Here is a 14444-nt window from a genome sequence, read left to right on the forward strand (position 1 = left end):
TGATGCTGCTGTTGCTGCTGGCCTACCTGGGCGGCGTACTGACCCTGCTCAGCCCGTGCATCCTGCCGGTGCTGCCCTTCGTGTTCGCGCGGGCCAACCGCTCCTTCGTACGCAGCACGCTGCCGCTGCTGCTGGGCATGGCGCTGACCTTCGCCGCGGTGGCCAGCCTGGCCGCCGTGGGCAGCCAATGGGTGGCGCAGGCCAACCAGATCGGCCGCTGGGTGGCCCTGGTGTTGATGGCGGTGTTCGCCCTGGCCCTGCTCTGGCCGCGCCTGGCCGACCATCTGCTGGCACCGTTCCAGCGCGTGGGTGCGCGGCTGAGTGCACGCGCCGATGCCGCCGATGATGCCGGCCGTGGCGGCGCGTGGACCTCACTGCTGATCGGCATCGCCACCGGCCTGCTGTGGGCGCCGTGCGCCGGGCCGATCCTCGGCCTGGTGCTGACCGGTGCTGCGCTGCATGGCGCCAGCGTCGGCACCAGCGCGCTGCTGCTGGCCTACGCACTGGGTGCAGCCACTGCGCTCGCGCTGGCGGTGTGGATCGGCGGCCGCGTGTTCAACGCCCTGCAGGCCCGGCTGGGGCTGGGCGACGTGCTGCGCAAGGTGCTGGGCGTTGCCGCACTGCTGGCGGTGGTGGCGATCGGCCTGGGCTGGGATACCGGCCTGCTGACCCGCCTGTCCACGGTCAGCACCGCGCGCATTGAACAGAGCCTGCTGGACGCGGTGCCCGGTGCGCAGCCGGCCGCGCCGCCGATGATGATGATGGCCGGCGCGAATGCGGCTGCCGATGCGCCGTTGCCGGTGGAAGGCACCCTGCCATCGCTGGACGGTGCCACTGGCTGGCTCAACAGCCCGCCGCTCACCGCCCAGCAACTGCGCGGCAAGGTGGTGCTGGTCGATTTCTGGACCTATTCCTGCATCAACTGCCTGCGCGCGATGCCCTTCGTGCACGAGTGGGAACGCCTCTACCGCGATCATGGCCTGGTGGTGCTGGGTGTACACACCCCGGAATTCGCCTTCGAACGCGACCCGCGCAATGTCATGAAGGCAGTGCAGCAGCTGAAGGTCGACTACCCGGTGGCGCTGGACAACCAGTACGCGATCTGGCGCGCGTTCAACAACCACTACTGGCCGGCGCACTACTTCGTGGATGCGCAGGGCAACATCCGCGGCCATCAGTTCGGCGAAGGCAACTACGCGCATTCGGAACAGATGATCCGCCGCCTGCTGACCGAAGCCGGCCAGACCGACCTGCCGCCACCGGCCGACCCTGCCGCGGCCGATCTGCAGGGCGTGGCCACGCAGGCCGACATGGGCAACCTGCGTTCGCCGGAAACCTACCTGGGCCATGCACGCGCCGAACACTTCGCATCGCCGGGTGGGCAGCGTACCGATGCAGCCTTCGGCTACACGCTGCCGTCCAGCTTGGCCTTGAACCAGTGGGGCCTGTCCGGGCGCTGGACGATCACCGACGAAGCGGCCCGGCTGCAGCAGGCCGGTGGCCGCATCGCCTTCCAGTTCCATGCCCGCGACCTGCACCTGGTGCTGGCCCCTGCCCAGGACGGCACGCCCGTGCGCTTCCGCGTCTGGCTGGATGGCAAGCCACTGCCAGCGGCCGATGCCGGCAGTGATGTGGGTGCCGACGGCACGGGCGTGGTCAATGAAAACCGTCTGTACCAGCTGGTGCGCCAGCGCGGCACGGTCGGCCCGCACCGCTTCGAGATCGAATTCCTCGATGCGGGCGTGCAGGCCTATGCCTTCACCTTTGGTTGATTGCAGGAGGGCACGATGAAATTCTCCTTCGAACAGGGTATCGCCGCCGGTGTCGCCGGCCTGGTCGCCACTGCATTGATCGCCGGCGTGCTGCTGGTCGACCACGGCGCGGTGGCGGCACCGGTGGATGCCAGCGCGCAGGTGCAGGCACTGCCGGCGCCGAGCGGCGTGGCCGCCTTCAATGACAACGCCACGCATGCCAGCGTGGTGTTTGCCGGCGGCTGCTTCTGGGGCGTGCAGGGTGTGTTCCAGCACGTGAAGGGCGTAAGCAACGCGGTGGCCGGGTATGCCGGCGGCAGTGCCGCGGATGCGCGCTACGAGCGGGTCAGCAGCGGGCGCACCGGCCATGCCGAAGCGGTGAAGGTGGAGTACGACCCCCGCCAGGTCAGCTACGGCCAGCTGATGCAGGTGTTCTTTTCGGTGGTACACGATCCCACCCAGCTGAACCGCCAGGGACCGGACCACGGCAGCCAGTACCGCTCGGCCATCTTCAGCGATGACGCCCGGCAACTGGCCGCCAGCCGCGCCTATATCAGCCAGTTGGGCCAGGCCGGCAGCTACCGCGCACCGATCGTCACCCAGGTGGCCAGCGGCCAGCACTTCTACCCGGCCGAAAGCTATCACCAGAACTACATGGCCAACTATCCGCAGGCGGCGTACATCCGCTACTACGATGCCCCCAAGCTGGCCGGGCTGGGCAAACAATTTCCGGCGCTGTACCGGCGTGATGCATCGCTGGTACCGATGCGCTGATGCACTTGTGTAGAGCCGAGCCCACGCTCGGCTGCTCTGCTGCACCTGTAGAGTCGAGCCATGCTCGACTTCTGGATCCTGGCAAAGCCCCAGTCGAGCATGGCTCGACTCTACAAAAAAAAAGACGCACGGCCCTGCGGCCGTGCGTTTGCAATGTACCGGCCAGGCCCCGATCAGGCCCCACCGACAGCCGCATGCTAGGCTCGACCGCATCGTGGGTACAGCACCAGATGCAGGCCAATCCAATGGATACAGATCCACACACCCCGTCGGCACCGCCACGCTACCAGCGCCTGTCCGACGAACTGGCCGAGGCCATTCACGGCGGCCGCCTGCCGGTGGGCAGCCGCCTGCCCTCGCTGCGGCAGATGGCCGCACAGCGCCAGCTCAGCCTGAACACCGTCATCGCGGCCTATCGGCAGCTGGAAGATGCCGGCCTGGTCGTGCCGCGGCCCAAGGCCGGTTTCGAAGTGGCCCCGCGCCTGTCGGTGCCGCAGCGCTCGCTGCGCGATGCGCCGTCAGCGCCCACCGCGCCGTTGCAGCAGGTGCTGATGGCCCGTGTGCTGGACGCGCAGCGCCGCCCCGGAGTGATCGACCTGGCATTCGCCGGCCCACGCGGGCGGCAGTTCTACCCCGGCGCCCAGCTGGCCCGGCACACCGCGCAGGTACTGCGGCATGGCCAGCAGACCGTGGAAACCTATGCGCGCCCAAACGGCTCGCCGCGCCTGCTGGCGCAGATCGTGCGGCGTGGCCCGCGGATGGGCCTGCATACCCATGCCGACCGCCTGCTGTTGACCCACGGCGCGATGGAAGCGCTGCAGCTGGCCCTGCGCGCGGTGACCGAACCGGGTGCGGCCGTCGGCATCGAAGCCCCCTCCTATTTCAACCTGTACCCGCTGCTGGCCAATCTCGGCCTGCAGGCCATCGAACTGCCCACCCACCCGCAGCACGGGCTGGATGTGGACGCCCTGGAAGCGCTGCTGGAGCACACACCGCTGGCCGCGCTGGTGGTGATGCCCACCGTGCATAACCCGCTGGGCTGCACCATGCCCACGGCCACCAAGCAGCGCCTGGCCGAACTGGTCAATGCACGCCAGCTGCCGCTCATCGAGGATGCGGTGTATGCCGAACTGCAGTTCTGCGAACCGCCCGCGCCGCTGCTGAAGGCATTCGATCGCGACGGCTGGGTGATGGTGGTCGGCGGCTTTTCCAAGACACTGGCACCGGACTACCGCATCGGCTGGCTCGATGGCGGCCGCTTCGCCGAACGCATCGCCCTGCTGAAATTCCAGTCCACCGGCGGCGAACCGCAGCTGCTGGGCGATGCCGTAGCGGCCTACCTGGAAGCGGGCAGCTACGAGCATCACCTGCATCGCATGCGCCGCCTGTACCGCGAACAGGTGGGTCGGCTGCGGCAGCTGGTGGCCGAGCATTTCCCGGTGGGCACGCGTGCCACCGAACCGCAGGGCGGCTTCCTGCTGTGGCTGGAACTGCCCGGGGTGGACACCCGCGAACTGTTCGAGCGCGCGCTGGAAGAGGACATCGTGTTCATGCCCGGCCAGGTCTATTCGCGCGGCGCGCGCTACCGGCACTGCCTGCGGCTGTCGTGCTGCCAGGCGCTGGATGCACGCTTCATCAGCGCGGTGGAACGGCTGGGTGCGATCGCGCGGGAATTGACTGCACGCTCTGCCCTGTAGAGCCGAGCCTGCGCTCGGCTGCGTTTCACGCGGATCCTATGCTGAGCCGAGCATGGGCTCGGCTCTACAGGAACCAGATCAATCGCGCAGGTGCACTGCGAGTCGCTCACCCTCCGCGCCCGGCAGGTAGGGCAGCCGGCCCCAGCACGGCATCGGCAGGCGCTGCTGCAGGGTGGCGATGTTCTCGTCCTGGCGCTGCATGGCCGGGTCGATGTGGTTGCCGATCCAGCCCAGGCAGTCCACGCCGCTGGCCTGCAGCGACTGCGCGGTCAGCCGCGCATGGTTCACGCAGCCCAGCCGCATGCCCACCACCAGCAGCACCGGCAGGCGCAGCGCACGCACCAGGTCCAGCTGGTCCAGCGTGGCCGACACCGGCGCCAGCCAGCCGCCCACGCCCTCCACCACCACCACATCGGCGCTGGCGCGCAGGCGCTCGAAGGCGGCCACGATGGGAGCCAGTTCCACCTGTACGCCGTCTTCGGCGGCCGCCAGTTCCGGTGCCAGCGGCTGCCGCAGCGCATAGGGATTCAGATCGGCATAGTCGGGGACCGGCCAGCTGGCCGCCTGCAGGGCCAGCGCATCGTCATTGCGCAGGCCCTGGCCCAGGTCCTGGCTGCCGCTGGCCACCGGCTTCATGCCCACCGCGCGCAGCCCGCGCCGGCGCAACGCGTGCAGCAGCGCGGTGCTGGCGGCGGTCTTGCCGATCTCAGTGTCGGTGCCGGTCACGAACAGGGCCGGGGGCAGCGTGGCAGGCAACGGCATCGATGGGCTCCAGCAGGGCAACAGAGCGTGCATTATCACCGGCCCGGCACGCTTGCTAGACTGCAGCCATGTTCGCCAACGCCTCGCTTACCGGCAGCAAGCCGGAACAATACGCCCAGCTGCTGGAACAGGCCCGTGGCCTGGTCTACGACGAGTCCGACCGCATCGCCAATGCGGCCAACCTCTCGGCACTGGTCTACCATGCCCTGCCCGACCTGAACTGGGTGGGCTTCTACCTGTACGACGGCAAGGAACTGGTGGTGGGCCCGTTCCAGGGCCTGCCCGCCTGCGTGCGCATTCCGCTGGACAAGGGCGTGTGCGGCGCAGCCGCCAGCCAGCGCGTGACCCAGCGCGTGGAAGACGTGGATGCCTTCCCCGGCCACATCGCCTGCGATTCGGCCTCGCGTTCGGAACTGGTGGTGCCGCTGCTGCGCGGTGATGAACTGATCGGCGTGTTCGACATCGACAGCCCCAGGGTGGGCCGCTTCGATGCCGAGGACCAGGCCGGCCTGGAAGCCATCGCCCGGGTGTTCGTCGAGGCGCTGGGATGAGCGCACCGAAGCTGCGCAACATCGGCCCGAAAAGTGCAGCATGGCTGCGTCAGGTCGGCCTGCGCAGCCGCGAGGACCTGGCCACCGTCGGCGCGGTCGGGGCCTTCGTCAAGGTCAAGCGGGCCGGCTTCAAGCCCAGCCTGAACCTGCTCTACTCGCTGGAAGGCGCGCTGCTGGACTGCCACTGGCAGGAACTGGCCGAAGCCCAGCGCGAAGCGCTGGTGCAGGATTACGAAGCACGCATCGCCGCGCATCCGCTGAAGGCGGCCGGCCCGGCATCGGGCCCGGTGCATGAGCAGCGCTTCGATGCCGCAGATGACGGCGAAGAAGACCGCTTCGCCGAGAGCTCAGACGAGGATTAGAACGTCCGCATTGCGGGGAATGCCGGCCAGCGGCCGGCACTACCACGGTGCGGCGGTTGTGCGGGATTGGTAGCGCCGGGCCATGCCCGGCGGTCGCGGTTACGGCTGCTGCAGTTCCAGCAGCTCGCCCAGCAGCCCGGTTTCACCGCGCTCCAGTCGCACCCGCAGGCGCGTGCCATGGTCGATGCGCAGCGCCCAGCACAGTGACAGCGGCAGCCCGCAGACCAGCGAAAGCACCATGCGCAGCGGCCCACCGTGGCTGACCACGACTGTCGGCTCCGGGTCGTCATCATCCAGCAGGCGGTCCAGCGCGCGCGCGATGCGGCGTTCGAAGTGGCCCCAGCTTTCACCGTTGGGCGGCGGGAAGGCGTGCGGATCGGCATGGAACGCCGCCAGCGCATCCTCCGGCAGGTCGAACAGCCACTGCCCGTCCCAATCACCGAAATCCAGCTCTTCCCATTCCTCGTCCGCCTCCACGTCCAGGCCACGCGGGGTGGCCAGGGCCATGGCCGTATGCAGTGAACGCAGGCGCGGCGAACTGATCACCCGCTGCCATTCCTGCCCGGCGTAGGCATCCACCAGTTCCTGCGGCAGGCGGGCCAGCTGCGGCGGATCGCTGCGGCCATCGAGGAACTCATCGCGGCCGTTGCCGGCATGGCGGACCAGGTCGAGGATCATGCGTGCGTCCTGTGCAGGCAACGCGGGAACAGCAGAAAACGGGGGGACATCGGCAGCGGCACCACGGGATCGAAGGGCCATTCTAAAGGCACAGCCAAGGCAGTCGAGCAGAAGCGGCAACGGCAGTCGAGCAAGCTCGACTCTACGGGGCCGCGGGGATGCCGTAGACTGCGCGCACTTCCAGGTGACCTGCGGCCAAGGCCGGCAGGTTGAAACGGGAAGCCGGTGACGCGTGCCAGCACGCCAGGCCGGCGCTGCCCCCGCAACGGTAAGCACGTCAGTTCCAGGCAACACCGCCACTGTGCCGCGTGCATGGGAAGGCGCCTGGACGGTGGCCTCGCGCCACCCGGCGGCAAGCCCGGAGACCGGCCCGGAAGCCTCAGGTCGCGATGCGGTGGGCATGGCGCTGGATGACCGCGGCGCTGCCGTGGCATCGGCGCATGCCTGCCTTCGCGGCTCCTCCCCTTCGCCACGCGGGCGTGCGTGGCACCCGGAGTCCTCCCGATGAAGCTGCAGTCCCGAATGCTGTCCCTGGCCGTGCTGGCCGCCCTACCCGCCCTGGCCCATGCCCAGGCGAGCGATGACACCGCCGCGCTGGACCAGGTGCTGGTGACCGCCACCCGCACCCCCATCGCCCTGCAGGACAGCATCGCCCCGGCGCAGGTGATCGACCGTGCACAGATCGAATCCAGCCAGGCCACCTCGCTGCAGGAACTGCTGGCCGGCCGTGCCGGCATCAACCTGACCAATGCCGGCGGCCTGGGCAAGCAGAGCTCGCTGTTCCTGCGTGGCACCAATTCGTCGCACACCGTGGTGCTGGTCGATGGCGTGCGCATCAACAGCGCCGATCTCGGCCTGGCCATGTACCAGGATCTGCCGCTGGCGCAGATCGAGCGCGTGGAGATCGTGCGCGGCCCGCAGTCCAGCCTGTACGGCGCCGACGCCATCGGTGGCGTGGTCCAGATTTTCACCCGCCGCAACCAGGGTGAGTTCAGCCCGCACTTCCAGCTTGGCGGTGGCAGCAACGGCCTGCGCGAAGCCAGCGGCGGCATCGGTGGCAGCGGCGAACACGGCTGGTTCGGTGCCGACATCGCCTACCAGCACACCGACGGCATCAATGCCTGCCGTGGCTCGGCCGCGCTGTCCGCCGGCTGCTTCGCCGATGAGCCCGACCGCGATGGCTACCGCAACCTGTCCAAGAGCCTGCGCGGCGGCTACACCTTCAGCGACCAGTGGAGCGTGGAAGGCAGCGCGCTGCGCGCCGATGGCGAGAACCACTACGACGGCTACTACAACTATTCGGAAACGCGCCAGCAGGTGCTGGCCGGCAAGGTGCGCTACACCCCGTCCGAGCGCCTGGCCTTCACCGCCAACGTTGGCCGCAGCGACAACGAATCGGACAACTTCGGTGATTTCGGCGCGCGTGGCAGCGCGCAGACCCACCGTGACACGGCCACGCTGCAGGCCGACATCGGCCTGGCCGAAGGCCAGCTGCTGAGCACCGGCGTGGACTGGAGCCAGGACAACCTGGATGGCAGCAGTGCGGGGTATCTGGTCGACAGCCGCCGCAACACCGGCGTGTTCGTGCAGTACCAGGGGCGCTTCGGCCGCCACCAGCTGCAGGTCAGCGCGCGCAACGACGACAACCAGCAGTTCGGCAACCACGCCACCGGCAGCCTGGGCTGGGCGATGGAACTGGGCCATGGCCTGCGTGTGAATGCCAGCTACGGCACTGCGTTCAAGGCGCCGACCTTCAGCGATCTGTACGACCCGTGGAGCGGCGTGCCGACACTGGACCCGGAAAAGTCGAAGAGCGCCAACATCGGCCTGTCCCAGCACGGGCAGGGCTGGCATTGGGGCGTGGACGTGTACGAAACGCGCATCGACGACCTGATCACCTACGATGCGGCCACCTTCATGATGCAGCAGGTGGAAAAGGCGCGTATCCGCGGTGCCGAACTGACCGCAGGCGCGGTGCTGGCCGGCTTCGACATCAACGGCCAGCTCAGCTTCACCGACCCGCGCAACCGCACCAATGGCAGCGCGCAGTTCGACAACTGGCTGCCGCGCCGTGCGCAGCAGACCGCACGCCTGGACGTGGACCGCCGCTTCGGTGATTTCCGCGCCGGCGTGACCGTGCTGGGCGCGGGCAAGCGCTACGACGATGCCAGCAACGCGGTGAAGGTGGGTGGCTACGGCACGCTGGACCTGCGTGCGGAGTACGCGCTGACCCCGTCGTGGTCGCTGCTGGCGCGCGCGGCGAATGTGTTCGACCGCCGCTACGAGACCGTGGCGTGGTTCAACCAGCCCGGCCGCGAGTACCAGCTGAGCGTGCGTTACCAGCCGAGATAACGGTCCTCGGCATCGACGCGTGGCGTCGATCTACTGTGGAGCCGAGCGCAGGCTCGGCTCTACAGGGGCGCATCGGTAGCGCCGGGCCATGCCCGGCGAGCGGATCACGGCGTCGGAATGTCTGATGCCAGCCCGGGAAGGTCACGCAGGTCGTCGATGACCGCTACGGCGTGCGCGTTGTCCAGGTCCAGCCCGCGCGGATAGCCGTAGCGCACCAGCGCGATCGGCATGCCCGCGTCTTCGGCGGCGCGGTAATCGGTGAGCGAATCACCAACCATCAGGCAGGCGTCCACGGCCTGGCCGAAGTGCGCGGCGATGTGCCGCAGCGGCTCGCCACTGGGTTTGCGCTGCGGCAGCGAGTCCCCGCCCAGCACCAGCGAGAATGCGTCGGCGATGCCCAGATGCTGCAGCAGCGGCGGCACCAGTGCCGCGGGCTTGTTGGTGCAGATCGCCAGCGGCACGCCGTGTGCGCGCAGCAGCGCCAGTGCCTCGGGCACGCCCTCGAACAGGCGCGGGCTGCGCAGCAGGCACTCACGGTAGTGCACCATGAAGGTCGGCATCACCGCGGCCAGATCCACCTCGCGGCCCGCGGCGTGCACGGCCTGCTCCACCAGCCGGCGCACGCCATCACCGATCCAGCCCAGCACGGTGGCTTCCGGTACGCGCGACAGGCCGATGTCTTCCAGCGTGCGGTTCAGCGCCTCGGCAATATCGGCGGCGCTGTCCACCAGCGTGCCATCCAGATCGAACACAACCAACGGATAGGGATACGACAAAGGACAGCACCTGTACGACGTGGGCCTTCCATTGTACGCGCCGGCCTCAGCCGATCCGGCGGGCGCGGGTGGCCAGGAAGGTGGGCAGATACCGGTCGATCAGGAAGCGCGGCTGCGGCTGCCAGTCTTCCATGAAGCGCTCGATGACGAAGCCGGCATCGAGCTGGCCGCCAATCAGCTCGCCCAGGCTGTGGCCGAAGGTCAGCGCTTCACCGCGAGCCAGCTTGGCCTCGCGCTCGGCCGGCGCAAGGTCCTCAAGATCCGAATACGGAATGGCGTACTGCGGGCGGATCAGCCCCTGCTCCTGCAGCTGCGGATCACGCGCGCCGACGAACACCACCGGATTGTAGAAGCTGGCCAGCAGCAGGCCGTCGCGCGCCAGCACGCGCTGGCACTCGGCCCACACCGGCCGCACGTCGGGCACGTACAGATTGGAAATGGGGTGGAACACCACGTCGAAGCTGCCATCGGCGAAGGCATGCAGGTCACGCATGTCGCCCTGCACGGTGCGCAGCGCCAAGCCATCGCGCTCGGCCACGTCGCGGTCCTGCGCCAGTTGCCCTTCGGACAGGTCGAACACCGTGACGTCTGCGCCGGCAGCGGCCAGCACCGGGGCCTGCTGGCCGCCGCCCGATGCAAGGCAGAGGATGCGGCGGCCGCGCACGTCGCCCATCCAGTCCAGCGGCAGCGGTCGTGGCGTCAGGTGTACCTGCCAGCGCCCTTCACGGGCCGCGGCGATGGTCTGCGCATCGACCGGGCGCGACCATTCGCGCACCTCGCGTGCCTGCCTGTCCCAAGCGGCGCGGTTGTGATCCAGCAATGCCTGTCCATGGTTCATGCGTGCTCCTTGCCCGTCGGGCGCCAATCCAGGTCCTGGAACGCCGGGCTGGCGAAGCACTCGGCCAGGAAATCCAGGAACCGCCGCATGATAGCGGGCTGCTGTCGACGCGATGCGTACACGGCATGAATGCCCAGCTCGTCCAGCTCGTAGTCCGGCAGCAGCTGCACCAGCTCGCCCGAGCGCAGCAGCGGCGCGACCTGGTAGGTCGGCAGCATGGCGATGCCGGCGCCGGCGCGCACCGCTTCCAGCAGCAGCGAGGCTTCATTGGCGCTGATGTTGCCACCCACCGCCACCGACAGTGATCGACCCTCGCGGTGCAGTTGCCACAGGCTCTTGCCGACGTAGTGATGGGTGAGGCAGTTGTGCGCGGGCAGCTGTTCCGGCGCGCTGGGCGTGCCGTGTGCCTGCAGATAGGCCGGCGTGGCGCACAGCACCGAACGGCAGGTAGCCAGCCGCCGTGCAATCAAGCTGGGATCGATCTGGCGGGCGATGCGCACGGCCAGGTCCACGCGTTCCTCCACCAGGTTGACCGTGCGGTCGACCAGCAGCAGTTCGATGCGTGCGGCCGGGTGGCGCTGCACGAAGGCGGCCACCGCGCGCGCCAGATGGCTCTGCCCGAACGACACGCTGGCGGTCACCCGCAGGGTGCCGTGCGGCTCGGGATCATCGCTGGCCAGCTCGCCCTGCAGCTCCTCGCCGATGGCCAGCATCTGCCGGAAGCGCGCCAGCGCCGCTTCACCGGCGCCGGTCAGGCTGATCCGCCGCGTGGTCCGGTGCAGCAGGCGCGCGCCCAGCCAGCCCTCCACCTCGGCCAGGTAGCGGCTGACCATGGCCCGCGACATGTCCAGCACCTCGGCGGCGGCGGTCAGGCTGCCGCGCTCGGCCACTTCCACGAACACGGTCATGGCGGTCAATCGGTCCATCTGCTCGATCCATGCAACAAACAAGCGCGTTATACGCTGTTTTTCGATCAACTGCAGCGGCCTAGAGTGGCCTCGTTCCCTCCCCCATCCCCGCTCCAAGGAGTCCTGCCATGAAGATTGCCCTCGTCGGTGCCACCGGCAACATCGGTCGCCAGATCGCCCGTCACGCCCTCGCCCACGGCCACCAGGTCACCGCCGTGGTGCGCAGTGAAAAGGATCTTCCGGCCGAGCTGGCCGGTGCCCAGCTGGCCATCGCTGCGCTGGACGACAGCGACGCCCTGGCCGCGGTGATTGCCGGCCACGACGTGCTGGCCAGCGCCTACGGCCCGCGCCCGGGTGATGACATCGGCCAGATCGCCACCGTGGCCGACCAGCTGGTCGCCGCCGCACGCCAGGCCAAGGTGCCGCGCGTGGTGGTGGTCGGTGGTGCCGGCAGCCTGGAAATCGCACCGGGCGTGCAGCTGGTCGACACCCCGGACTTCCCCGCCGCCTATAAGCCCTACGCACTGGCCGCGCGCGAAGCGCTGAAGCGCCTGCAGGCCGTGGATGACCTCGACTGGACCTTCTTCTCGCCGGCTGCGGAAATCGGCCCGGGTGAAGAGCGTGGCCAGTACCGCGTGCAGGCGAAGGCCTTCCTGGCTGATGCCCAAGGCCACAGCCGCATCAGCTATGCCGACTACGGTGCCGCCTTCGTGGCCGAGCTGGAAGCGGGCAAGTACCCGAAGCAGATCATCACTGCGGCGTATTGATCACGTTGCGCCGGGCCTCGCCCGGCGTCGCGTCCGATTGAAATGCGGCCGAGCATGGGCTCGGCTCTACATGAGGAATCATTGATGCGTACTGCTGCCCTGCTTCTTCCGTTCGCGCTGGCCACCGGTTTCGCCAGTGCACCGCTGCTGGCGGCACCGGCCCCGCCCGCTGCCGCCACGGCGGCGAAACAATCACAGTTGCGGCTGCAGACCTTCCACCCCGGTCGGCAGGCGATGTTCTCCGTGTCCTCGGTGCTGATCGAAGGCCGGCAGGACGCGATCCTGGTCGATGCGCAGTTCGCTGCCAGCGACGCGCGTGCGCTGGTCGACGCGATCCGCGCCAGTGGCAAGCGGCTGACCACGATCTACATCAGCCATGGCGACCCGGACTATTACTTCGGCCTGGCCACGCTGCAGGATGCGTTCCCGCAGGCGCGCATCGTCGCCACCGCGCAGACCGTCGCCCATATCCAGCAGACCCAGGCCGGCAAGCTGGCCTACTGGGGGCCGAAGATGGGGGCGGATGTACCCGCGCGCATCGTCGTGCCGCAGGTGCTGGGCGGTGATGCACTGCCGCTGGAAGGCCAGCGCCTGGCGCTGATCGGGCTGGACGGGCCGACGCCGGACCGCAGCGTGCTGTGGGTGCCGTCGCTGCGTGCGATCGTTGGTGGCATTCCGGTGGTGGCCGGCGAGCACGTGTGGATGGCCGATACGCAGACGCCGCAATCGCACGCCGATTGGCTGCAGACGCTGCAGCGCCTGCAGGCGCTGAAGCCGAAGGTGGTGGTGCCGGGTCATTACGCGCCGGACGCGGCGCTGGATGCCAGTGCGCTGCGCTTCACTGCCGATTACATCCGCGCGTTCGATGTGGAAGCGGCGAAGGCGAAGGACAGTGCGGCGCTGGTGAAGGCGATGCAGGTGCGTTATCCGACGCTGGCGGGCGTGGAGTCGCTGGAGCTGAGTGCGAAGGTGGCCAAGGGCGAGATGCAGTGGCCGTAAGGCAGTAGATCCACGCCATGCGTGGATGCTTCTGTAGAGTCGAGCCATGCTCGACTGCCTCAATCGAACAGCTCGCCCTGCACCACTGGTTCCTTGTCGCGGAATCCGCCGAGGCCGACGCCGACCAGGCGGTAGCGGGTGTCGGCGGGCAGGTCGACGCGGGCGCGCAGGGACAGGGCGATGTCGCGCAGTTCCTGCAGCGATTCCGGTGGGCGGTCGGGGGTGTAGCTGCGGGTGAGGATGCGGAACTGGGCGGTCTTCAGCTTCAGCACCACGGTGTGGCCGATGCGTTCGGTCTTGCGGGTGGCGTGCCAGGTTTTCTCCGCCAGCTGCACGATGGCGTCGCCCAGGTCTTCCAGCAGCAGGTCTTCGGCAAACGTGTCCTCGGAGGAAATCGACTGCACCTGCTGGTCAGGTTCCACCGGGCGTTCGTCGATGCCACGGGCGCGGTTGTACAGGCTGCGGCCGAAGCTGCCGAAGTTTTCTTCCAGGTCGGGCAGCGTCCAGTTGCGCAGGTCACCACAGGTGACGATGCCGCGCTCGGCCAGCTTGCCTTCCATCACCTTGCCCACGCCCGGCACGCTTTTCACCGGCAGGGTCAGCAGGAAGGCATCCACGCGCTGCGGCGGAATGACGAACTGGCCATCAGGCTTGCGCCAGTCCGAGGCGATCTTGGCCAGGAACTTGTTCGGCGCGATGCCGGCTGAAGCAGTCAGATTCGTCTCTTCGCGGATCTGCGCGCGGATGGTGCGGGCAATCTCGGTGGCCAGTTCGATGCCGCTCTTCGGCGCGGTTACGTCCAGGTAGGCTTCGTCCAGCGACAGCGGCTCGACCAGGTCGGTATGGCGCAGGAAGATCTCCCGCACCTGGCGTGACACGGCCTTGTAACGCGCGAAGTCCGGCGGCACGAAGATCGCATCCGGGCACAGGCGTTCAGCGCGCAGTGCCGGCATCGCCGAGCGCACGCCGAACACGCGCGCTTCATACGAGGCTGCGCAGACCACCGAACGCGCGCCGCGCCAGGCCACAACCACCGGCTTGCCGCGCAGTGACGGATCGTCGCGCTGCTCCACCGACGCGTAGAAGGCGTCCATGTCGACGTGGATGATCTTGCGCAGTGCGTTCATGGTTGGCCGACATCATACCCGCACCGTACCGGTCCAGACGGCGAAGTATGGTCTTTGTGCATCAACGGGATGCGTGATTCCCGGGGAAAACACTACGCACGC

General features: G+C 68.6%; 14 protein-coding genes and 1 riboswitch. Of the genes, 8 read left to right on the plus strand and 6 right to left on the minus strand.

The genetic code is table 11. The features are described 5' to 3' along the window. Positions 1-2: 2 nt before the first annotated feature. The 3 genes from ACM2ZB_RS12505 to ACM2ZB_RS12515 all read left to right on the plus strand — a co-directional run bounded on the left by ACM2ZB_RS12505 (position 3) and on the right by ACM2ZB_RS12515 (position 4222). Positions 3-1772 (plus strand): cytochrome c biogenesis protein DipZ, encoded by a 1770-nt coding sequence (locus ACM2ZB_RS12505; protein WP_416055669.1) that lies wholly within the window; start codon positions 3-5, stop codon positions 1770-1772. A 15-nt stretch (positions 1773-1787) separates the two neighbouring features. Then, a complete protein-coding gene (msrA, locus tag ACM2ZB_RS12510) occupies positions 1788-2525 on the plus strand; it encodes a peptide-methionine (S)-S-oxide reductase MsrA (protein ID WP_416055670.1) in 738 nt (245 codons plus the stop codon). A 245-nt stretch (positions 2526-2770) separates the two neighbouring features. Then, positions 2771-4222, plus strand: coding sequence for a PLP-dependent aminotransferase family protein (locus tag ACM2ZB_RS12515; RefSeq protein ID WP_416055671.1), 1452 nt, complete (start codon positions 2771-2773; stop codon positions 4220-4222). A gap of 78 nt (positions 4223-4300) precedes the next feature. Here ACM2ZB_RS12515 and bioD read toward each other — a convergent pair whose 3' ends face one another. Beyond that, positions 4301-4984, minus strand: coding sequence for a dethiobiotin synthase (bioD, locus tag ACM2ZB_RS12520; protein ID WP_416055672.1), 684 nt, complete (start codon positions 4982-4984; stop codon positions 4301-4303). A gap of 68 nt (positions 4985-5052) precedes the next feature. Here bioD and ACM2ZB_RS12525 point away from each other — a divergent pair, with 68 nt between their 5' ends. Both ACM2ZB_RS12525 and ACM2ZB_RS12530 read left to right on the plus strand, forming a co-directional pair. After that, a complete protein-coding gene (locus tag ACM2ZB_RS12525; protein WP_313439103.1) occupies positions 5053-5535 on the plus strand; it encodes a GAF domain-containing protein in 483 nt (160 codons plus the stop codon). After that, a complete protein-coding gene (locus ACM2ZB_RS12530) occupies positions 5532-5897 on the plus strand; it encodes a TfoX/Sxy family protein (RefSeq protein WP_416055673.1) in 366 nt (121 codons plus the stop codon). Before ACM2ZB_RS12525 ends, ACM2ZB_RS12530 begins: the two co-directional genes overlap by 4 nt. 99 nt (positions 5898-5996) lie before the next feature. Here ACM2ZB_RS12530 and ACM2ZB_RS12535 read toward each other — a convergent pair whose 3' ends face one another. Continuing rightward, a complete protein-coding gene (locus ACM2ZB_RS12535; protein WP_416055674.1) occupies positions 5997-6575 on the minus strand; it encodes a histidine phosphatase family protein in 579 nt (192 codons plus the stop codon). 165 nt (positions 6576-6740) lie between these two features. Continuing rightward, positions 6741-6964: riboswitch (cobalamin riboswitch) on the plus strand. A 115-nt stretch (positions 6965-7079) separates the two neighbouring features. On the opposite strand from ACM2ZB_RS12535, the gene btuB reads away from it, so the two are divergent. Beyond that, the gene (btuB, locus tag ACM2ZB_RS12540) at positions 7080-8927 is read left to right on the plus strand and encodes a TonB-dependent vitamin B12 receptor (protein ID WP_416055675.1); all 1848 of its coding nucleotides are present in this window, start codon (positions 7080-7082) and stop codon (positions 8925-8927) included. A gap of 104 nt (positions 8928-9031) precedes the next feature. Here btuB and gph read toward each other — a convergent pair whose 3' ends face one another. Genes gph through ACM2ZB_RS12555 form a run of 3 tightly spaced genes read right to left on the minus strand, consistent with a single transcriptional unit; the run spans position 9032 to position 11467 of the window. After that, positions 9032-9703 carry a phosphoglycolate phosphatase gene (gene gph, locus ACM2ZB_RS12545; RefSeq protein ID WP_416055676.1) on the minus strand — a complete coding sequence of 224 codons (672 nt, stop codon included), beginning with the start codon at positions 9701-9703 and terminating at the stop codon, positions 9032-9034. Between the two features lie 46 nt (positions 9704-9749). Next, positions 9750-10541, minus strand: a complete 792-nt coding sequence (locus ACM2ZB_RS12550) for a class I SAM-dependent methyltransferase (protein WP_416055677.1) — start codon at positions 10539-10541, stop codon at positions 9750-9752. Beyond that, positions 10538-11467, minus strand: a complete 930-nt coding sequence (locus ACM2ZB_RS12555; protein ID WP_416055678.1) for a LysR family transcriptional regulator — start codon at positions 11465-11467, stop codon at positions 10538-10540. The genes ACM2ZB_RS12550 and ACM2ZB_RS12555 overlap by 4 nt, the downstream gene beginning before the upstream one ends. Before the next feature lie 110 nt (positions 11468-11577). Between ACM2ZB_RS12555 and ACM2ZB_RS12560 the strand changes: the two genes are divergently transcribed. Then, complete coding sequence (locus ACM2ZB_RS12560) at positions 11578-12216, plus strand: NAD(P)-dependent oxidoreductase (RefSeq protein WP_313439123.1); 639 nt, start codon at positions 11578-11580, stop codon at positions 12214-12216. Positions 12217-12300: 84 nt separating this feature from the next. Continuing rightward, positions 12301-13215, plus strand: a complete 915-nt coding sequence (locus tag ACM2ZB_RS12565; RefSeq protein WP_416055679.1) for an MBL fold metallo-hydrolase — start codon at positions 12301-12303, stop codon at positions 13213-13215. Between the two features lie 59 nt (positions 13216-13274). Here ACM2ZB_RS12565 and dinB read toward each other — a convergent pair whose 3' ends face one another. After that, positions 13275-14342: a DNA polymerase IV gene (gene dinB / locus ACM2ZB_RS12570; protein ID WP_416055680.1), complete on the minus strand. Its 1068-nt coding sequence runs from the start codon at positions 14340-14342 to the stop codon at positions 13275-13277. Between the last annotated feature and the right edge of the window lie 102 nt (positions 14343-14444).

This window comes from Stenotrophomonas maltophilia (assembly GCF_047782825.1).
Taxonomy (GTDB): domain Bacteria; phylum Pseudomonadota; class Gammaproteobacteria; order Xanthomonadales; family Xanthomonadaceae; genus Stenotrophomonas.